The organism is Halorubrum pallidum (assembly GCF_055380345.1).
Window position 1 is genome coordinate 253,405 of the sequence record NZ_AP043945.1, and the last position, 19,970, is coordinate 273,374.

Annotated in this window: 21 protein-coding genes; 13 read left to right on the forward strand and 8 right to left on the reverse strand. The window is 67.8% G+C overall.

Annotated elements, in window-relative coordinates:
* Positions 1-3 precede the first annotated feature (3 nt).
* From lysX to argF, 6 genes are all read left to right on the forward strand, one after another.
* Positions 4-897 (forward strand): lysine biosynthesis protein LysX, encoded by an 894-nt coding sequence (gene lysX, locus ACZ45C_RS02885; RefSeq protein WP_460562829.1) that lies wholly within the window; start codon positions 4-6, stop codon positions 895-897.
* The gene (gene argC / locus ACZ45C_RS02890; RefSeq protein ID WP_460562828.1) at positions 894-1,970 is read left to right on the forward strand and encodes an N-acetyl-gamma-glutamyl-phosphate reductase; all 1,077 of its coding nucleotides are present in this window, start codon (positions 894-896) and stop codon (positions 1,968-1,970) included. Before lysX ends, argC begins: the two co-directional genes overlap by 4 nt.
* Positions 1,967-2,926: an acetylglutamate/acetylaminoadipate kinase gene (locus tag ACZ45C_RS02895; protein WP_460562827.1), complete on the forward strand. Its 960-nt coding sequence runs from the start codon at positions 1,967-1,969 to the stop codon at positions 2,924-2,926. Before argC ends, ACZ45C_RS02895 begins: the two co-directional genes overlap by 4 nt.
* Positions 2,923-4,050 (forward strand): aspartate aminotransferase family protein, encoded by a 1,128-nt coding sequence (locus tag ACZ45C_RS02900; RefSeq protein ID WP_460562826.1) that lies wholly within the window; start codon positions 2,923-2,925, stop codon positions 4,048-4,050. Before ACZ45C_RS02895 ends, ACZ45C_RS02900 begins: the two co-directional genes overlap by 4 nt.
* Positions 4,050-5,198 (forward strand): [LysW]-lysine hydrolase, encoded by a 1,149-nt coding sequence (locus ACZ45C_RS02905; protein WP_460562825.1) that lies wholly within the window; start codon positions 4,050-4,052, stop codon positions 5,196-5,198. Before ACZ45C_RS02900 ends, ACZ45C_RS02905 begins: the two co-directional genes overlap by 1 nt.
* Positions 5,199-5,281: 83 nt before the next feature.
* A complete protein-coding gene (gene argF / locus ACZ45C_RS02910) occupies positions 5,282-6,181 on the forward strand; it encodes an ornithine carbamoyltransferase (RefSeq protein ID WP_460562824.1) in 900 nt (299 codons plus the stop codon).
* A gap of 25 nt (positions 6,182-6,206) precedes the next feature.
* On the opposite strand, the gene ACZ45C_RS02915 is transcribed toward argF, so the two are convergent.
* On the reverse strand, positions 6,207-7,319 hold the full coding sequence (locus tag ACZ45C_RS02915) for a pyridoxal-phosphate-dependent aminotransferase family protein (RefSeq protein ID WP_460562823.1): 1,113 nt from the start codon (positions 7,317-7,319) through the stop codon (positions 6,207-6,209).
* A gap of 240 nt (positions 7,320-7,559) precedes the next feature.
* Between ACZ45C_RS02915 and ACZ45C_RS02920 the strand changes: the two genes are divergently transcribed.
* Positions 7,560-9,911, forward strand: coding sequence for an amino acid permease (locus tag ACZ45C_RS02920; protein WP_460562822.1), 2,352 nt, complete (start codon positions 7,560-7,562; stop codon positions 9,909-9,911).
* 59 nt (positions 9,912-9,970) lie between these two features.
* Here the strand turns inward: ACZ45C_RS02920 and ACZ45C_RS02925 are convergent, their stop codons facing one another.
* A complete protein-coding gene (locus ACZ45C_RS02925) occupies positions 9,971-10,993 on the reverse strand; it encodes a two-component system sensor histidine kinase NtrB (RefSeq protein ID WP_460562821.1) in 1,023 nt (340 codons plus the stop codon).
* Positions 10,994-11,243: 250 nt separating this feature from the next.
* Here ACZ45C_RS02925 and ACZ45C_RS02930 point away from each other — a divergent pair, with 250 nt between their 5' ends.
* Complete coding sequence (locus tag ACZ45C_RS02930) at positions 11,244-11,582, forward strand: hypothetical protein (protein WP_460562820.1); 339 nt, start codon at positions 11,244-11,246, stop codon at positions 11,580-11,582.
* A 33-nt stretch (positions 11,583-11,615) separates the two neighbouring features.
* On the opposite strand, the gene ACZ45C_RS02935 is transcribed toward ACZ45C_RS02930, so the two are convergent.
* Positions 11,616-12,917 carry a CobW family GTP-binding protein gene (locus ACZ45C_RS02935; RefSeq protein ID WP_460562918.1) on the reverse strand — a complete coding sequence of 434 codons (1,302 nt, stop codon included), beginning with the start codon at positions 12,915-12,917 and terminating at the stop codon, positions 11,616-11,618.
* Positions 12,918-13,075: 158 nt separating this feature from the next.
* On the opposite strand from ACZ45C_RS02935, the gene ACZ45C_RS02940 reads away from it, so the two are divergent.
* From ACZ45C_RS02940 to ACZ45C_RS02955, 4 genes are all read left to right on the forward strand, one after another.
* The gene (locus ACZ45C_RS02940; RefSeq protein ID WP_460562819.1) at positions 13,076-13,282 is read left to right on the forward strand and encodes a hypothetical protein; all 207 of its coding nucleotides are present in this window, start codon (positions 13,076-13,078) and stop codon (positions 13,280-13,282) included.
* 98 nt (positions 13,283-13,380) lie between these two features.
* Positions 13,381-13,677 carry a hypothetical protein gene (locus tag ACZ45C_RS02945; RefSeq protein ID WP_460562818.1) on the forward strand — a complete coding sequence of 99 codons (297 nt, stop codon included), beginning with the start codon at positions 13,381-13,383 and terminating at the stop codon, positions 13,675-13,677.
* A 28-nt stretch (positions 13,678-13,705) separates the two neighbouring features.
* Positions 13,706-14,677, forward strand: a complete 972-nt coding sequence (locus ACZ45C_RS02950) for an ArsA family ATPase (protein ID WP_460562817.1) — start codon at positions 13,706-13,708, stop codon at positions 14,675-14,677.
* Positions 14,678-14,913: 236 nt separating this feature from the next.
* A complete protein-coding gene (locus ACZ45C_RS02955; RefSeq protein ID WP_460562816.1) occupies positions 14,914-16,773 on the forward strand; it encodes a carbon starvation CstA family protein in 1,860 nt (619 codons plus the stop codon).
* Positions 16,774-16,864: 91 nt separating this feature from the next.
* Here the strand turns inward: ACZ45C_RS02955 and ACZ45C_RS02960 are convergent, their stop codons facing one another.
* Both ACZ45C_RS02960 and ACZ45C_RS02965 read right to left on the reverse strand, forming a co-directional pair.
* A complete protein-coding gene (locus ACZ45C_RS02960; protein ID WP_460562815.1) occupies positions 16,865-17,545 on the reverse strand; it encodes a hypothetical protein in 681 nt (226 codons plus the stop codon).
* Positions 17,538-17,915: a cupin domain-containing protein gene (locus tag ACZ45C_RS02965; protein ID WP_460562814.1), complete on the reverse strand. Its 378-nt coding sequence runs from the start codon at positions 17,913-17,915 to the stop codon at positions 17,538-17,540. The genes ACZ45C_RS02960 and ACZ45C_RS02965 overlap by 8 nt, the downstream gene beginning before the upstream one ends.
* A 160-nt stretch (positions 17,916-18,075) precedes the next feature.
* Between ACZ45C_RS02965 and ACZ45C_RS02970 the strand changes: the two genes are divergently transcribed.
* Positions 18,076-18,309, forward strand: coding sequence for a hypothetical protein (locus ACZ45C_RS02970; protein WP_460562813.1), 234 nt, complete (start codon positions 18,076-18,078; stop codon positions 18,307-18,309).
* Between the two features lie 67 nt (positions 18,310-18,376).
* Here ACZ45C_RS02970 and ACZ45C_RS02975 read toward each other — a convergent pair whose 3' ends face one another.
* From ACZ45C_RS02975 to ACZ45C_RS02985, 3 genes are read right to left on the reverse strand one after another with little or no spacing between them, the layout of a single operon-like run.
* Positions 18,377-18,793 (reverse strand): hypothetical protein, encoded by a 417-nt coding sequence (locus ACZ45C_RS02975; RefSeq protein WP_460562812.1) that lies wholly within the window; start codon positions 18,791-18,793, stop codon positions 18,377-18,379.
* Between the two features lie 10 nt (positions 18,794-18,803).
* The gene (locus ACZ45C_RS02980) at positions 18,804-19,103 is read right to left on the reverse strand and encodes a DUF424 domain-containing protein (protein WP_460562811.1); all 300 of its coding nucleotides are present in this window, start codon (positions 19,101-19,103) and stop codon (positions 18,804-18,806) included.
* Entirely contained in the window at positions 19,104-19,967 is an 864-nt protein-coding gene (locus ACZ45C_RS02985) for a tetratricopeptide repeat protein (RefSeq protein WP_460562810.1), read from the reverse strand.
* Positions 19,968-19,970: the final 3 nt, after the last annotated feature.

Consider the following 19,970-nt stretch of genomic DNA (forward strand, 5'->3'; position numbering starts at 1 on the left):
TGCGTGAAGGTCGGGATCCTCTACTCGCGGATCCGGAAAGACGAGAAGCTGCTGCTCGAAGAGCTACGCGACCGCGACCACGAGGTCGAAAAGATAGACGTCCGAAAAGAGCGGTTCGGGCTCGACTCGACGACCGCGGCCGTCGACGACCTCGACATCGTCGTCGACCGCTGTCTGTCGACGAGCCGGTCGCTGTACGCGACGCGCTTTCTCGACAGCTACGGCGTCCCCGTGATCAACGCCCCCGAGACGGGCGAGGTCTGTGCCGACAAGGCGAAGAACTCGCTCGCGCTCGCGGAGGCCGACGTGCCGACCCCCGCGACGGAGGTGGCGTTCACGACGGAGGCCGCCTTAGAGGCGATCGAGTCGTTCGGCTACCCATGCGTGCTCAAGCCGGTCACCGGCTCGTGGGGCCGGCTGATGGCGAAGATCGACTCGCGTAACGCCGCGGAGGCGATACTGGAGCACAAGGAGACGCTCGGCCACTACGAGCACAAGGTGTTCTACGTGCAGGAGTTCGTCGACAAACCCGGCCGCGACATCCGCGTGCTGGCGGTCGACGGCGAACCGGTCGCGGCGATGACGCGGTCGTCCGACCACTGGCTCACGAACGCCGCGAAGGGCGGCGAGACGAAGTCGTTCGATCTGGACGACAGAGCGCTGGAACTGGTCGAGCGCGCTTCCGACGCGGTCGGCGGCGGCCTGCTCGGCGTCGACCTGATGGAGGTGGGCGGCTCCGGCTCCGGCGAGTACACCGTCCACGAGGTGAACCACACGGTCGAGTTCAAGGCGCTCGACGCCGCGAGCGACGTCGACGTGCCCGCGACGGTCGTCGACTGGCTGGAGGCGAAGGCGGCCGCGCTGGCCGACGGCGAGGTCGGGGAGGCGAACGCATGACGACCGACTCCGACGCGACGGCCGCGACGGGCGAGACCCTCACCGCGAGCGTCATCGGCGGCACGGGCTTCACCGGCGGCGAGCTGCTGCGTCTGCTCTCCGGCCACCCGAACTTCGAGGTCGTGCAGGCCACGTCGCGGTCGGCGGACAACATGACCGTCGGGCGCTCGCACCCGAACCTGCGCGGGCTCGACCTTCGCTTCTCGGACCCAGACGAACTGGAGTCCGTCGACGTGCTCTTCTCGGCGACGCCGCACGGCGTCTCGATGGGACAGGTCGACGAGTACTTCGAGGCGGCGGGCACGGTCGTCGACCTGTCCGCGGACTTCCGGCTGCCCGAGGCCGAGCTGTACGACGAGTGGTACGACGGCCACGAGTCGCCGGAGTACCTGGAGCGCGCGGAGTACGCGCTCCCCGAACTCAACCGCGAGAACCTCGCCGGGGCGGACCTGATCGCCGGCGGCGGGTGTAACGCGACCGCGACGATCCTCGGGCTGAAGCCGCTCGTCGACTCCGGCGCGCTCGATCCGGAGACCGATCGGGTCGTTGTCGACGTGAAGGTCGGCTCCTCGGAGGGCGGTGCCGGCGGCGGTGCGGCGTCCTCGCATCCGGAGCGTTCGGGCGTCGTGCGCCCGTACGCGCCCACGAGTCACCGTCACGAGGCCGAGATCGAGGCGTACCTCGGGCTCTCCGTCTCCTTCACCGTTCACGCGGTCGAGATGGTCCGCGGCGCGTCGGCGACCTGTCACGTCTTCCCCGGCGAGCCCGTCTCGAAGGGCGACCTCTGGGGCGCGTACCGCGACGCCTACGCCGACGAGCGGTTCATGCGGATCGTCTCCGGCGGGGGCGGCGTCTACCGCTACCCCGAACCGAAGGCGGTCGCCGGTACGAACCACGGCGAGGTCGGCTTCGAACTCGATCCCGGCAACCGGCGCGTCGTCGTCTTCTCGGCGATAGACAACATGATGAAAGGCTCTGCCGGACAGGCGGTCCACGCGGCGAACATCGCCCTGGACCTGCCCGAAGACGCCGGCTTGGAGTTCGAGGGGCTTCACCCCGTGGGGTCGCCATGAGCGGGGACGACGCGCGGAGCGGTCGCCCCGTGCCCGACGCGGTCGCAGACGGCGGCTCGACCGCAGACGACCCGCCGGTCGTCGTCAAGATCGGCGGCGCGAAGGCGGTCGACCCGGCCGGCGCGGTCGGCGACGTGGCGAGCCTCGCCGCGGACGGCCGCGAGGTCGTCGTCGTCCACGGCGGCTCGACTGTCGTCGACGAGGTCATCGAGCGGCTCGGCATGGAGCCCGAGTACGTCGAGTCGGCCTCCGGCGTCACCGGCCGGTTCACCGACGCCGAGACGATGGAGGCGTTCACGATGGCGATGGCCGGCAAGCTCAACACCGAGCTGACGGCGCTGTTCCGCGGAGCCGGCGTCGACGCGGTCGGGCTGAGCGGCGTCGACGGCGGGCTCCTCTCGGGGCCCCGCAAGTCCGCGGTTCGCGTGGTCGAGGACGGCAAAAAGAAGATCAAACGGGGCGAGCACTCCGGCCGGATCGAGTCGGTGAACGCCGACCTGCTCGCCGGGCTGCTCGACGACGGCTACACCCCCGTCGTCTCGCCGCCGATGGAGGGGAGAGAGGGCGACGGCGGCGTCACCCCGGTCAATACGGACGCGGACCGGGCGGCCGCCGCGGTCGCGGGCGCGCTCGACGCCGACCTCGTCCTGTTGACGGACGTGGCGGGCGTCTACGCCGATCCCGACGACCCCGGCACGCTGATCGAGTCGGCGGCGACGCCCGACGAGTTCGCGGCGGTCGAAGACGCCGCGGAAGGGTTCATGGGTAAGAAAGTGATGGCGGCCAAAGAAGCGCTCTCGGGCGGTTCCGGCCGCGTCGTCGTCGCCGACGCCAACGTCGACGAGCCGATCGTCGCCGCGCTCGGCGGCGCGGGGACGACGATCGAGCGCTCGGCGCTCGGCGACGACGCGGACGGCGACGACGCGGCGGCCGAGACCGGAGGTGAGACCGCGTGAGCGGCTTCGTCTTCTCCGAGAAGCCGATCGAGATCGCCGCCGGCGACGGCGTGTACCTCACCGACACCAACGGGACCGAGTACCTCGACTTCGGCGCGAGCTACGCGTGTACGCCGGTCGGGCACAGTCACCCCGAAGTCGTCGACGCGGCGACGAGCCAGCTGGAGGAGCTGATGTACGTGCAGGCGTCGTACCCGCACGCGGCGCGGACGGCGCTGTACGAGCGGCTCTCCGATGTCGGCCCCGGAGACGTCGACAACGTGTGGCTCTGTAACTCCGGGACGGAGGCCAACGAGGCCGCGCTGAAGTTCGCCCGGCACGCGACTGGCCGCGAGAAGATCGTCGCGACCAAGCAGGGGTTCCACGGTCGGACGATGGGCGCGCTCGCGACCACCTGGAAGCAGAAGTACAAACAGGGGTTCGAGCCGCTCGCCGGCGGCGTCGAGTTCGTCGAGTACGGCGACGCCGACGCAATGTTCGAGGCCGTCGACTCCGAGACCGCCGCGGTCATCCTCGAACCCCTACAGGGCGAAGGCGGGATCAACCCCGCTTCCACGGCGTACCTGCAGTCGGTCCGCGAGGCGACCGAGGAGGCCGGGGCCGCGATGGTCCTCGACGAGATCCAGACCGGACTCGGCCGCACCGGTTCGCTGTGGGCCGCGGAGCGCCACGGCGTGGTACCCGACGTGCTCACGACCGCGAAGGGGCTCGGCAGCGGGCTCCCGATCGGCGCGACGCTGTGTCGCGACTGGATCGCCGAGGACGCCGGCAACCACGGCTCGACGTTCTCCGGCGGCCCGGTCGTCTCGGCCGCCGCGGGGGCGACGCTCGACGTGATCGAGCGCGAGGCGCTCCCGGCGCACGCCGACGACGTGGGGACGTACCTGCGCGGCGAGATCGAAGACCGCCTCGGCGACGACGTCCGCGACGTGCGGGGCGACGGGCTGATGATCGGCGTCGAGGTGAAGCGCGGCTCGAACCGCCTGCTGCGCGACTTGGCGATCGACCACCAGATACTCGCGCTGCCCGCGGGCCGGACCGTGTTGCGGCTGCTCCCGCCGCTCACGATCGAACGCGAGCACGCCGACGCGGTCGTCGACGCCATCGCCGAGGTGATCGACTGATGGCGGCCGGCAAAGAGCGCGAGCGCGCCGGCGACGACGTCGTCGCCGGCGGCGGCTACCCCGCGGCCTGCGACACGCCGGCCCGGAAGCTGCTGTACGACATGGTGTCGATCCCCTCACCGTCGGGCGAGGAGGAGCGGGCCGCAAAGCGGCTCGTCGACTTCTTTGAGGCCAACGGGCGGGAGGCGTGGATCGACGACGCGGGCAACGTCCGCGCGCCGGCGAACGACGCCATGCTCCTCACCTCTCACATCGACACCGTGCCGGGCGACATCCCCGTCGAGGTCCGGCCGGCTCCCCCGGAGGGCGAGCTGCCGGAGCCGTCCGACGTTCGCGTCGGCGAGCCCGGTGACCCCGTGTTATGGGGACGCGGGGCGGTCGACGCGACGGGACCGCTGGTCACGATGGCGGTCGCCGCGGTGAAGACGGGCGTCTCGTTCGTGGGCGTCGTCCGCGAGGAGGTCGACTCCGCCGGCGCGCGGCACCTCATCGACGACCGCGACGCGCCGGAAGCGGTTGTCAACGGCGAGCCGTCGGGCTGGCAGGGGATCACCCTCGGATATCGCGGGCTACTGGAGGGGACCTACGTGAACACCAGCGAGTCGGGCCACTCCTCGCGGCCGGAACCGAACGCGATCCAGCACGCGATCGACTGGTGGCACGGCGTCGAGGAGACGTTCACCCCCGACGACCCGGAGACCGCCGTCTTCGATCAGGTGACGACCAAACCCATCTCGATCGACGGCGGACTGAGCGACGACGGGCTCGCCGTGGAGACGACGATGGAGGTGCAACTCCGGATCCCGCCCTCTCGCCCGGTCGACGAGATCCACGAACTCTCGGAGGCGGAGCTTTCGACCGGGTCGGTCCACTGGGGCGAGCCGATGCCGCCCGTCATGGAGAGCCCCCGGACGGATCTGGCGCGGGCGTTCCGCGTCGCGATCCGGTCGGCCGACGGCGACGTCCGCCTGCTGCGGAAGACCGGCACGAGCGACATGAACCTCTTTGCGGCCGCGTGGGACTGCCCGATGGTCACCTACGGGCCCGGGAACTCCGATCTGGACCATGCCCCGGACGAGCGGCTCCCGCTCCCCGAGTTGGACCGCGCCGTGACCGTCCTCACGGACGTCTGTCGCAAGCGACTGTAACGTCTCGCTGCCCACACTGCAACGACACCCGCTCTCGAACGGCACCACCGTCCGAACGACTCCACCAACACACCACCGACACGATGCCACTCGCTACCGACGACTTCCTCGATATCGACGACGTGACGCCAACCGAACTGGACGCCCTGCTGGACCGCGCCGCCGCGATGAAGGCGGGCGAGACCGACCCCCGACTGACGGACGCGACGCTCGGAATGATCTTCGAGAAGCCCTCGACTCGGACCCGCGTCTCCTTCGAGACGGGGATGACCAGACTGGGCGGTCACGCGATGTTCCTCGGACCGGACGACATCCAGCTCGGCCACGGCGAGCCGCTTCGCGACACCGCCCGCGTGCTGGGTCGCTACGTGGACGGCGTGATGGCGCGGCTGTTCGACCACGAAGACGTCGAGGTGCTCGCGGAGTACGCGGACTGCCCCGTGATCAACGGGCTCACCGACGAGGCGCATCCCTGTCAGACGCTCGCCGACCTCCTGACGATCCGCGAGACCGTCGGATCAGACGCCACGGTCGCGTGGGTCGGCGACGGCAACAACGTCGGCCAGTCGTTCGTCGTCGGCGCGGCGATGGCCGGGATCGACGTCGCGGTCGCGACCCCCGCCGACTACGGCATGGACCCCGCCGTCTTCGATCGGGCGGCCGCGTTCGGCGCGGACGTCGAGCGGACGACCGACCCAGAGACGGCGATCGACGGCGCGGACGTCGTCTACACCGACGTGTGGATCTCGATGGGACAAGAAGACGAGCGCGACCAGAAGCTGGCGGCGTTCGACGGCTTTCAGGTGAACGCCGACCTGCTCGCGGGCACCGACGCGAAGGTGATGCACTGTCTGCCAGCTCACCGCGGCGAGGAGATCACGGACGACGTGCTCGAATCCGACCGCGCGCTGGTGTGGGATCAGGCCGAAAACCGGATGCACGCGCAGAACGCGCTTCTCGTCGAGCTGCTCGGAGCGGAGTGACGCGCCCCGTCTCCGTGCGTCTCCGCTAGAGTCCGGCCACGTCTTCGATCGCGTCGGTCAGCTCCTCGACGCTCTCGACGGTGTGTTCGCCCATGTGGCCGATCCGGAACGTCTCCTCGCCGAGCTGTGAGCCGTACCCGTTCGAGAAGGCCATGTCGTACTCCTCGCTCACCTCTTCGATCGTCGCGGCGACGTCGATCCCCCGCGTGTTCTCGATGCAGGCGACCGTCTGCGACTCGTAGCCCTCCTCGGGGAACATCGCGAAGTGCTCGTCGGCCCACTCGTGGACGTACGCCATCATGTCGCGGTGACGCTCGTCGCGGGCGGCGTGGCCTTCATCCAGCATGTGTTTCATCTGCTTGCGGTACGCTAACATGACCGGGATCGCGGGCGTCGAGTGCGTCTGTCCCTTGCGGTCGTAGTAGTCGATAGTGCGACGGAACCCGCCGTACCACGAGGAGGTGTCCTTCTCGACCTCGCGGTCGTAGGCGTCGTCGCTGACGACGCAGACCGCGAGCCCCGGCGGCATCGCGAACGCCTTCTGGGTCGACGCGAATATCACGTCGATGTCGTGTTCGTCGATGTCGACGTAGTCGCCGCCGAGCGCGGAGACCGCGTCGACGACGAAGTACGTGTCCGGGTACTCCGCGACCACGTCGCCGATCTCCTCGATCGGGTTACGGACCCCCGTCGAGGACTCGTTCATCACGGTCGCGACCACGTCGTAGTGCTTCTCCGAGGATTCGAGCGTCTCGCGGATGTCCTCGGGCTTGACCGCCTCGCCCCACTCGTACTCCAGTCGGTCGACGTCCTTGCCGAGCCGCTCGGCGACGTTTGCGTGGCGCTCGCTGAAGCTCCCGCAGGTCGGCACGAGGATGTTCTCGTCGACGAGGTTGAGCGTCGACGCCTCCCAGAACTCGGTGCCGGAGGCGGTGAGTATCACGACCTCGTGGTCGGTGTCGAGGAACTCCTTCGTGTCCTCGACGATGGTGGTGTAGAGATCGGTCATCCGATCCATCCGGTGGCCGAACATCGGCTGTGCCATCGCCTCGATCACGTCCTCGCGGACCTCGGTCGGTCCGGGGATGAAAAGCGTCTTGTCGTCGTAGTCGTCGCGGTATTCGCGTTTCTTGCTCACGGGATCCACCTGATGATCGGTACGGGGACGCGTGTGGGTATGTTCCTTATGATATTCCCGAACGATCGCGCGTCGAGCGGTTCGGTGCGCCGGCGGGTCCGCCCGACGCTCGCGACCTAACGGCGGTGTTGCCCGGAGTAGCCGGGTTTATACGAACAGAGGAGAGAAACAGGGTATGATACACGCACGAAGAGTCACAACCGCCCGAGGGGGAGCCGCTGTCGACCGGGGTGGTCCGCCGTGAGCGGCGACGAGGAACTCGCGAAGGACCTCGGTCCGCTCGCGGCGCTCACGATCGGGATCGGGACGATGATCGGCGCGGGGATCTTCGTGCTTCCCGGCACCGCCGTCGCTCGCGCCGGCCCGCTCGCGGCGCTCACGTTCGTCCTCGGCGGGGTTATTGCGCTTTTCACCGCGCTCTCCGCGTCCGAACTCGGCACGGCGATGCCCAAGTCGGGCGGTGCGTACTTCTACGTTAACCGCGCGCTCGGACCGATGTTCGGATCCGTCGCCGGCTGGGCCAACTGGCTCGGACTCGCCTTCGCCTCCGCGTTCTACATGTACGGCTTCGGCGAGTACGTCAACGCGCTCGTCGGTCTCGGACCGGTCGGACTCGGACCGCTGACGCTCGAGGCCGCACAGGTGATCGGTCTCGCCGGCGCGCTGTTGTTCATCGCGGTCAACTACTTCGGCGCGAAAGAGACCGGCGGACTCCAGATCGTCATCGTCATGTCGCTTCTCGGCATCCTCGCGGTCTTCACGGTCGTCGGCCTGCTGAACGCCGACATGGAGTCGCTGCGACCGATCGCGCCGCCGGGAACGACTGGAGAGGTGCTGCCCGTAACGGGGATCATCTTCGTGTCGTATCTGGGATTCGTCCAGATCACCTCGGTCGCAGAGGAGATCAAGAACCCCGGTCGCAACCTCCCGCTCGCGGTGCTCGGATCGGTCGTGATCGTCACCGTCGTGTACGCGCTGTTCCTCGTCGTTCTCCTCGCGGCGGTCCCGAACGAGCTGGTCGCGAACAACGAGACTGCCGTCGTCGACGCCGCTCGCCTGTTGTTCGGCAACTACGAGGTGTTCGGGTACTCGCTCGGAGCCGTCGGAGCCGGAATGCTTCTGATCGGCGGACTGCTCGCGACCGCCTCCTCGGCGAACGCCTCGATCCTCTCGTCGTCGCGGATCAACTTCGCGATGGGGCGCGAGAAGATCGTCACCCCGAAGCTCAACGAGATCCACGATCGGTTCGGCACTCCGTATAAATCGATCGCGCTCACCGGCGCGCTCATCCTCCTCTTCCTCGTCGCCGGCGGCGTCGAATCGCTCTCGACGATGGGTTCGGTGCTACACCTCATCGTCTACGGCCTGCTCAACCTCGCGCTCATCGTGATGCGAGAGTCGGACGTCGAGGGGTACGACCCCGACTTCGAGGTCCCCTTCTACCCGGCCGTTCCGATAATCGGCGCGGTGTCGTCGTTCGCGCTCATCGTGTACATCGACCCGACGATCATCCTCCTGTCGTTCGCGCTCGTCGTCTTCGCCGTCCTCTGGTATCTCGTGTACGCCCGCGAGAAGGTGGAGGCGCGCGGCGTGCTGGGGACGTGGATCCTCGACCGCTCCGACGACCTGCCGGAGCAGGCCGTCTCCGCGGCCACGTCCGTCCAGCCGAGCGGCGGCGACTACCGCGTGATGGTGCCGCTCGCGAATCCCGCGACCGAGGAACACCTGATCACGCTGGCGTCGGCCATCGCTAAACAGCGCGACGGGACCGTCGTCGCGGTCAACATCGCGAACGTCCCCGACCAGACCTCGCTCGAAGCCGCCCGCGACCGCGGCGCACACGACTCGGCGCACGACCTGCTCGACCGCGCGAAGGAGGACGCCGAGACGTTCGGCGTCGACGTCGAGACGCACGTCATCCTCTCTCACCGCGTGTTCGAGGAGGTGTTCGACGCCGCCCGCACCTACGGGGCCGACCTCACCGTGATGGGCTGGGGCGAGGACTCCCACGGCGCGCCCGGCCGCGCCGAGTCTGCCGTCGACGAACTGGCGTACGCGCTCCCCTCCGACTTCCTCGTGTTCCGCGACCGCGGGTTCGACCCCTCGCGGATCCTCGTGCCGACCGCGGGCGGTCCGGCTTCGGACCTGTCCGCGGCCGTCGCCCGGATGCTCCAGGTGGAGTTCGACGGCGAGGTCACTCTGTTGCACGTCGCCGACGACGAGGCGGCGGGGCGGCGGTTCCTCTCGCGGTGGGCCACAGAGCACGACCTCGCGGACGCGACGCTGCGGATCGAGTCGGGCGACGTGGAGGCGAGCATCGAGCGGGCCGCTCGCGACGCCACGATGCTCATCGTCGGCGCGACTGAGGAGGGGTTACTCTCTCGGCTGGTCCGCGGCTCGCTCGTCTTACAGGTGCTCGACGACGTGGAGTGTTCCGTGCTGCTCGCCGAGAAGCGCAGCGACCGCGGCGTACTCGGACGGCTGTTCGGTCGAGGCGCGCGGTCTGGCGACCTAATCGAGGAATCCGAAACACCCGCCGACACGGGCGTCACGACCGAACCGTCGACGCCCGACGGCGACGAGACGGAGTAACCAGACGACGCCGAACCCCCTTCGGCGGGCGGTCTTCGACGGACGATCGTCGGCGGGCGCTACCACGTGATCTCGAAGCGCGCGCCGCCCTCTGTGCCCTCGGTCACCGAGATGTCCCACCCGTGTCCGTCTACGATCTGCGAGACGATCGAGAGGCCGTAGCCGGTTCCGTCTCGATGCGTCGAGTACCCGTGCCCGAACACGTCCGATCGAATGGTCGCCGGGATCCCAGATCCGTCGTCTTCGACGTACAGTCCGAGTTCGTCGGAAAGCAAACCGACACGAACGGTCGCGTCGCTCCCGGCGTGATCGATCGCGTTGCGGAACAGGTTCTCCAATAGCTCTTGGAACCGACTCTCGTCGGCCTCTATGGCCCCGAGGTCGTCGTCGACGAGCATCGTGGCTTGGCGGGTTTCGACGCTCTCCCACGCCTCGCGAACGCTCTCTCCGACGTCTATCACGTCGGTCTCACCGATCGATCGGCCCTCCTTCGAGAGTTCGAGGACGTCGTCGACGAGGGTATCGATACGAGTGAGCGCGTCCGAGATTTTCTCTAACTCCGGGCTGTCGCGCTGCTCTCTGGCGATTTTGGTGTAGCCTTCGGCGACGGAGAGCGGGTTCCGAATGTCGTGTGTCAGGATGTCTGCGAACTCGTCCAGCCGCTCTTTTTGATCCTGCAGTTGGTTCTCCCGCTGCCGGCGCTCGGAGATGTCTCGAATGACTCCCGTGAAGTACTGATCGCCGTCGTGTTCGTGTTCGCGTAGACTGATGAGCGTCGGCACCTCGTGACCGTCCTTGTGGAGGGCCGGGAGCTCGATCCCGTTCCAGTCGATGTTCCGTTCTCCCGTCTCGACGTACGACTTGAGCGCCGCGGTGTGTACGGGTTCTAACCGCTCGGGGATGATATCCATCTTCGAACTCCCGATCAGTTCCTCCGGCGTGTATCCGAGGATGTCTTCGATCGCCGGATTGGCGTACACAATGTCGCTGTTTTCGTCGATCGTCAACATCCCCTCGGCGGCGTTTTCAACGAGCGTCTGATAGAAGTCGTCTGTGGTGACGGGGGAGTTGTCTACGTCCATTCGGCTCACTCACAGTAGCGGCGCTGGGTCGTTAAAGCCTGCGAGGCACACTCTTCGCTTTCCGACGGCGACTCCGTCTGTCGCGACGACCGCTCTTTTCTCTGCCGGCACGTGACACGTAGCGACCGGAAGCCACCCCTCGGAGATGGCTGTTGTACGCGACGGCATGGCTCGGCAATCCACACGCGTGCCACTGCGAGCCTCGCACGAAACAGATCGGTTTTTGGTGACCGATACCGGTACGTCTGGTATGGCAGCTTGTGACAGCCACGGTGGAAGCGAACGGACGGTGACGCTTCCCGGGGCGATTCCGTTCGACCTCGATCACCTCACCCGGCTGAGTTGGGAACTCGGCTCACGCACGGTCAGCGGCCGTGACGCAACGTGCGTCGGTCGGTGGCGAGCCGCGGACAAGAACTGGGCGCTTTCCGCCTTCGACGTCACCCACAACACCGTCGTTCTCCGGGTGCACACCCCAGTGGGCCGAACCCGGTTCTACGGGGCGATCGCCGCGGAGGCGGAGCCGGCACTACGGGTACTCGCGGAGACGCCGGCGTGGGACGCAGTCGATCCCGACGACGGGTACTGACCCGACGACGGGTACTGAGCGGCGGCGTTGCGTTCAGGGCTCTCTGAGCGCGGCCTCGTCGCCCTGTTCGGTCGGGAAAAGTAACTCGCCGTCCCCCCCGACCCCGCCGCCGCCTCTGCACTCGTCCCACTCCTCGTCGGTGACGAGCGCGTCGTCGAGGCGGTCGACGATCGCGTCCTCGTCGATCCCCGTCCCGATGACGACGTACTCCGTCAGCCGATCGCCGTGGTCGTCGTCCCAGTCGAGCCCCGGGCGGTTCGAGCGCAGCATGTCCCGCTCGACTTCCGGGAGGCTCGCGATCCACGGTCCGAGCGCCTCGACGCGGACCGATCGTCCGGCCTGCCCGACCTGCTGTCGCTGGTCCGTGCCTGCGACCCAGAGCGTCCCCTTCGAGCGGACAACGTCGTCCGGGAGGTCGCGGAGCAGCGCGGCGATCCGGCCGGGATGGAACGGTCGGCGGCGGCGGTACGTAACGGAGGTGACGCCGTACACCTCGTCCGGATGGCGGTGGGCGTGGCCGTCGCGTGTGTCGTCGCGGGTCTCGCTCGCGTGGCCGTCCTCGTCAGCGCGCGCCTCTTCGAGCGCGCGCTTCCACCCCGGAAGGTCGCCGACCTCGCCTTCGTCGAAGATACCGACGTCGAGGATCCGATCGGGATCGACCGCGGAGAACTCGGTCACGACCGTCTCGGCGTTGGGTTGGAGCGCGCCGACCAGTTCGAGCGCCTCCTCGATCTCCGCGTCTGTACAGAGGTCGGCTTTGTTACACACGACCACGTTCGACACCTCGATCTGCTCGACGAGGAGGTCTGAGAGCGGGCGGTCCGCGTCGATATCGGCCGTATCGCCGTCGCCCACAGCGTCGGCATCGTCTCCCCTCGAGGCGGGATTCACGCGACGCGTCGGGGTCCCGTCGCCGGCGAACGCGTCGACGAACTGTCGCGTGTCGATCACGGTGACGAGCGCGTCGACGCGGTAGCGGGCGGCCGCGCGCGACTCCGTGGTGAACAGCCGGGCGACCGGTGCGGGCTCGGAGATGCCCGAGGACTCGACGACTAGGGCGTCGAAGGAGCGCTCGTTCGCGAGCCGCACGACCGCGGTCTCTAGGTCGTCCTGCAGCTCACAGCAGATACAGCCGTTCGACAGTTCTGTGACGCCCTCGACGTCGACCTCCGACGCCTCGGCGATCAGGTCGGCGTCGACGTTCACGTCGCCCATGTCGTTGACCAGCACTGCGATGTCGCGGTCGCCGGCGGTAGAGAGGAGGTGGTTCAAAAGCGTCGTCTTGCCCGCCCCGAGGCTCCCCGAGAGCACGGTCACCGGGATCCGGTCAGTCATGCCGTCGATTCGGGCGGCCACCCCCTTCAACTCCGCGCCGGCAGACGCCACGGCCGCCCGAGCGCGATATCGCACGACCGACGTGCCGGCGACCCCGAAACGGTTCACAGTCGCCCAAAGCCGATACGTTGATACGTCCGGCCCGCCGACCGCGCACCATGATCCAGTACCTCTCCGTGGTGGGTGTCGCTGCGGTCGTCGCGACGCTCCTGATGGTCGCGGCCATGCTGTACCTCGTCTGGGGTGCGATGGGAAACGACGTCCACAGCCCGACACCGGACGATTCGGACCGGCTAGAACTCGACGAGGGAGAGGAGTCGGGAGACGCAAAGGGCGAACTGACCGCCGACGGGAACTCGGCGTAACGGCGACGACCGCCGATCGGGAATCGCCCGCGTCCGTTTTTGCGGCTCACAAGGGAACCCGCGATAGCTTTTAACCGAGGCGGGCGTCACGGTGCATCATGACTATCGAAGACCGAATAGCCGCCTTTCGCGCGGAGCTCGAAGAGTGGCTCCGCGGACTCTACCACGGGATGATCACGCATCCGGCCTACGAGAAGATAGAGAAGGAGGCCGAAGACGCCGAAGACGAGTTCATGCTCGCGTGTTTCCCCGACGCCTTCGGTATCCCGTCGCCGGTGTCGTACTACACCGCCGAGCTGCTCCCGTACCTCGAAGACGAGTTCGAGGCGTGGGAGCGCCGGCTGTGGGACCGTGAGAGCCTCATCGAGCGAAAGGGACAGCAGTACCACTTCTGATGGACGCCACGGTCACGGAGGGGCGGTGATGGAGCGGTTCGTCTTCTTCGGCGGAAAAGGCGGGGTCGGCAAGACGACCGTCTCGTGTGCGTACGCCACTCGCTGTGCGAACGCCGACGTCCGCACGCTCGTCGTCTCGACGGACCCGGCACACTCGGTGTCGGACGTGTTCGACCAGCGGTTCGGCGACGATCCGGAGCCCGTCGCCGGCGTCGACGGCCTGGACGCGATGGAGATCGATCCCGAAGACGAGATGCAACGGCACCTCCAAGAGATCCGCGAGGGGCTCTCCGAACAGGTGTCGGCGGCCATGGTATCGGAGATCAACCGGCAACTGGAGATGTCCCACGGGACGCCGGGCGCGTACGAGGCGGCCCTCTTCGACGCGTTCGTGACCGTGATGCGCGAGGAGAGCGACCCGTACGACCGAGTGGTCTTCGACACCGCGCCGACGGGGTCGACGTTGCGGCTGCTCGGGCTCCCGGAGTTCCTCGGCGACTGGATCGACCGGCTGCTGTACAAGCGTAAACAGTCGATCGACCTCTTCGAGAAGGCGGCGATCGGCGACATGGAGCCTCGACGACTGATGGATGGCGACCCCGTCTTAGAGCGACTCCAGCGGCGAAAGGAGTTCTTCGAGTACGCCGGCGACGCGATGCGAAACGACGCCGCATTCTTCCTCGTGTTGAATCCCGATCAGCTCTCCGTCAACGAGACGGAGCGGGCGATCGAGGGATTCACCGAGCGGGACCTGCGCGTCCGCGGGCTCGTCGCGAACAAGCTCACGCCGGCACCCGACGACGACGAGAACGGCCGCGGGGCTCGCTACCTCCGCGAGAAGGTCGAGACCGAACGCGACCGACTCGGACAGGTCCGCGAGGAGTTCGCGCCGCCGTTGGTCGCCGAGATCGAGTCGCGCACCCGCGAGGTGCGCGGCGACCTGCTCTCGGACGTCGCCGCCGAACTCGACGTCGAGACGTCGCCATCGAATCCGGCCTAGGGTGTCGCCGCCGAACTCGACGTCGAGACGTCGCCGCCGAATCCGACGGGGCCACGATCAGTCCGCGCGAACGATTGGCACGGGCGAGCGCGCAGTTTATTTCACTGTGCGAGTAAGTAACAAGGTGTTTTCCGGGAGCCGATCTCCGTCAGGGCGGCCGTTTTTCGGCCTATCATCACGAGTGAAGACAATACTTAAGTATTCGATCGTGAACCATTACCACGAGGCAGGGAACCATGACAAGTGTAATCTGGATCGTAGCTGCCGTGCTCGGCACGTTCACCGTCGGGTATATGGGGTACTCGCGGTACCTCTCGCGGTTCGTCGATCTCGACGACAGCCGAGAGACGCCGGCACACAAGTACGAAGACGGACAGGAGTACGTACCGGCGAAAAAGCCGGTGCTACTGGGGCATCACTTTTCGAGCATCGCGGGCGGCGCGCCGATCGTCGGTCCGATCACTGCGGGGGCCATCTGGGGATGGGTCCCCGCGCTGTTGTGGGTCGCGATCGGAAATCCGCTGATGGGGGCGGTCCACGACTTCATCTCGCTGTCGAGTTCGATCCGACACGAGGGGCGGTCGATCGGCTACATCGTCGGCCAGTACGTCGGCGAACGCGGCAAGGACCTGCTGCTGTGGTTCGCGTTCCTCACGATCATCCTCGTGGTGGCGGTGTTCGCGCTCGTGGTCGGGATCGTGTTCAACGCGTACCCGCAGGTGACGACCGCGAGCTTCGTGTACATCCTCCTGGCACTGGCCTTCGGGGTGTACCTCTACCAGCTCAACGGCCCGTTCATCCCGGGGACGATCCTCTTCGTCGCCGGCGTGTTCGCCGGCGTCTGGCTCGGCATCCAGTACCCGGTCGCGCTGTTCGAACTGGCCGGTGACGCCAGCCATCCGGCGGGCACCTTCGTGCTGTTCAGCGGGACCGGAAGTTGGATTCCTGGTGCGAACACAGCTGCGCTCAACGGCAACAGCGCGGCGTGGATCCCAGTGATCATGGTATACGGCGGGATCGCGAGCGCGCTCCCGGTGTGGGTGCTGTTACAACCGCGCGACTACCTCTCGTCGTTCCTGCTGTACGCGGGCGTCGGCGGCGGAATCATCGCGATCATCGTCGGAACGATCCTCGGGACCTCTGGGCAGCCGCTCGTCGTCGACTCGTCGATCGGCATGTTCGAGGGGTTCTGGGGCGTCGAGGCGGCGGGCCTGTATCCGCTGTTCCCGCTGCTCTTCATCACCATCGCCTGCGGGACGATAAGCGGGTTCCACTCGCTCGTCTCCTCGGGGACGACCTCGAAACAGCTGAACAAGGAGAGCGACGCCCGACTCATCGGCTACGGCGGCATGCTCGGTGAGGGGCTGCTCGCGGCGCTCGCGCTCTCGACGCTCGCGGTCGCCGGCTTCGCCGGTGACGCCGCCGGCGGCGGGATCGGCGGCGCGCTTCCGAACTTCGCGAGCGGCGGCGGAATCATCCTCACGAGCCTCGGTATTCCGGAGACGATCGGAGCCGTGTTCATGGCGCTCGTCCTGGTGAGCTTCCTGCTCACCTCGACCGACACCGCGGTCCGGCTGGGTCGGTACATGATGGAGGAGATCGTCGGCATGGACGACGGCATGACCGTCAGCGGGTTCTCGCCGAACCTCGGCTCGATCGCCCGGGGTCGGTACACCAATCCGCTCTTCCAGATCGGTATCGGTTACCTGCTCGTTATCTCCGGCGAGTGGGCGACCCTGTGGGCGCTGTTCGGTGGCGCCAACCAGCTGCTCGCGGCGCTCGCGCTGTTGACCGCCACGGTCTGGCTCGCCAACTGGGACGAGTCCAAGCAGCTGATATCCACGGGTGTCCCGATGGCGGTGATGGTCACCATCACCGTGCTCGGGCTCACGTGGCTGGCGCTGTACCAGAACCTGTACACGAACCTGATCGGCGGCGGCGCGGAGACGCTCGGCGCGCAGATATCATCTGCGACGCAGATGGTCCTCGCGCTCGTGCTGATCGGGCTCGCGCTATCGCTCGTGACGATCGGTCTCGGTAACATTCGGTCGGTCCGCGGCGGCGACGCGCCGGCAGCCGAACCGAGCGACGACTGACTCGGTCGCGGTTCGGACCGATCTGGTCCCCTGCATTTCGTACCTCCACGCGGCTCCGTCCCGGAGCAGCGCCGCGTCGAGCGCACGATCGCTATCGCCAGAACCGCTTTGCGAACCGCGAGAAGAACCCCTCTTCGGGCTCCTCGATCGGCTCCCACAGCCGGAACGCGCCGGCGATGTCGGCGACCTCGCTGGCGACGAGCCGTTCTTCGGTAGGCGCGACGACGACGAGGTTCACCTCGTAGTGACCGTAGTAGCCGAGCTTGAGGAGCGTCCGGTCGCGGAATCCCTCGACGTAGTCCGCGACCGCCTCGGGGATCCGATCCGCGACGAGCACGACGGTGATGTCGGTGCCGTAGTGCTGCTCGTCGCCCTCGACGCGGTCGTCTGCGACTCCGTGTGCGAACTCGACGAGCCGTTCGACCTCCCCGACCGTGGGCGTAGCGACCCGGCGCGCGAACACGTGCTCCATCATGTCGTGGTCCGCGTAGCTCAACGCGGGGTGGAGGAACTGCTTTTGATTGCGCAGCCGCATCTTCGCGTACAGGTCGAAGCGCTCCCCGCGCTCGACGACGTCGGCCTCCAAGTCGTAGCTGTACATGAGCCGGTCGGAGACCCGGTCGAGGTACTCGTCGTCGTAGTCGGGGACGCGCTCGCGGATCTCCGCCGGCAGCGCCTCGGGGCCGGGCTGGTCGGCATCGGACTGTTCCGGACCGCGGCGGTCGGCGTCGTCCCCGTCGGCGGCGTCCCCGTCGGCGGCGTGCTCACTCATCCGCGTCGTACGCGACCGCGTCGTCCGCGGCCGGCGGCGCGCCGATCGCGAGTACCGTCACGGGGCCGTCGGCGTCGTCGGGGTTGTGCGCCCGCTGCGGGCTCTCTGGGTCGACAACGAACAGGTCATCCGCCCCGACCTCGTACGTCTCCCTCGGCGTTTCGACGGCGAGCGTTCCCGACAACACGTAGAACGCCTCCTGTTGGGTCTCGTGGTAGTGGTACGCGAGGGGCAGCTGTTCGCCGGGTTCAGCGCGGAAGCGATTGATCGCCGTGTGTTCGAGGCCACCCGGCTCCGAGAGCTTCCGGCACTCGCAGGGTCGGTCGGCCTCCGGATCGACTGCGTCCGCGTCGACGACGCGATATCCCATGGGAATCCGTTCCACGGAGCACGTGAAAAGCCCGTCGGGGTCGCTTCGACCTCCCTCTCGTCCCGGACGCGGCGATACTTAAAACCGACTCGGAGACGAGAAAACGCCGGCGACGGCGGGTTTTAACAGCGTAGAACGCGTCGGTACGGTAGAGACACGCATGTCCGACCAAGAGATACGGACCGAGGCCTGCGGTCGGTGTTCGATGTCGACGGTCGTCGGCGCGGTGAGCGGCGACCAGAGCGACGAGGAGCGCGCGGAGCGCGACCCGTTCGGTGGCGATCGAATCGAAGTCGACGAGTCGGCCGTCCGCCGGGTGTCGCCCGCGGGGCTCCTGAGCGACCTCAAAGACCGTATCGACGCGCTCGGCCGACGATTCGCGTACGGGAAGTAACGACTGCGCCGCTCGCGACGGAACGCCTTCGCGGATTCGTGCGACCTTCGGGACCGCGGATGCATGACTACGCCGCGTCGCGTTCGGGGACCAAGTCGATCCGGTAGGTCACGCCGCCCGCAGCGGTCCGATCGACCGCGACGACGACGAACGACCGTTCTCCCACGTCGATCATGTCGCCGGTATCGAGCGGTCCGGGCACGGCGACGGTCCCGCGCCCCTCCACGCGCTCGATGGTCGCGTGCGACCGCCCGCGAGACCGGGAGAACGCGTCGTCGTCGGGTCCGTTTTCCTCGGGGCTGTTCCCGTCCTCGTCGGCGTCCGCTCCGGTATCTCCGTGGTCGTCGTTCGCCCAGTCAGCGAGCGCTTCTGGTCCGACGCCGATGGCGGCCTCGCCGACCGTCATCGCCCGCGCCCAGAAGGCGTCACCGGGGGCGAACGGCCGCAGCCGCGACGCGAGCTCGGACCGCGTGAGTCGTTGCATACGCCGATCCTCACAGCCAGAGTAGTTGGGCGTGTCGGGTCTCTTCGAACTCCAACACCGCCTCCTCGTCGACGAGTCCGGCCTCGATCGCGACGGCGACGGCCTCGCTGCCGACGATGTTCGCGACCTCCGCGCGGTGGAGCCCGGCCACGACCGCCTCCGCGTCAGCCTCGACGGCGCCGTCGCCCCCGTAGAACTCCTCGCTCACGGTAAGCGTCACCGGTCCGTCCTCGTACGTCTCCCCGAGGCAGTCTGGGTCACAGACGGAGACGAGCGTCCCCTTCGGGGTCTCGCGCTCGCGGAGGAGCATTCAGAACCCCTCTGGTCCCTCGCCCCGCAGCTCGCGCCCCGACCGCTCGTCGCCGCGACCTCCGGACTCTCGACCTCGACCACCGCGACCGCCCTGTCCGCCCGGCCCGGGTGCCTGTCCGGTCTGTTCGTCGATCAGTTGCTCTTCGGTCTCCTGACGCAGTTCGTCGGCGCGGTCCGCGACCTCCTCCGCCTGCTCGTAGTCGCCGGCCTCCTCCAGCGCGCGGGCTTTCTCCTCTAACACGTCGGCGTTGCGGTAGCCGAGCCGGATCGCGTTGTCGAAGCAGCTGACGGCGTCCTCCGCGAGCCCCCGTTCGACGAGGAGGAACCCCCGATTGTACCACGCTTCCGCGAAGCGCGGGTCGGTCTCGACCGCGCGCTCGGCGTGTTCGAGGGCCTGCTCGCCGCGACCGGACTCCCAGAGCGCGTACGCGAGGTTGGTCTCGGCCGTCGCGGCGTGCTCGGAGCCGTCGTCGATCCGTAACGCCTCCTTGTACGCGCCGACCGCCTGGTCGAACTCCTCCAACTCGGCGTGTGCCGCGCCCTTGTTCACCCACGCCTCTTGGGCTTCGAGCGAGTCTTCCTCGGCGAACTGCGCGGCGCGCTCGAACGTCTCCGTCGCCTCCTCGAAGCGGTTGATGCTCATGTACGAGAGCCCGACGTCGACGAGCTGTTCGACGTCGACTTCGTCGCTCCCGACGTTCCGTCGGTCGAGGATGTCCGTGAGGACCCGTGAGTCCACGGGGTCGACCGTGGTGGGATCGGCGTCCAACTCCTCGGGGTCGAGGGTGAACTCCTCGTAGTCGGCGTCGACGCCCTGCCCGGCGGAGAACTCGTGGCGGCCGTCGTCGCGTTCGTCGGTCATATA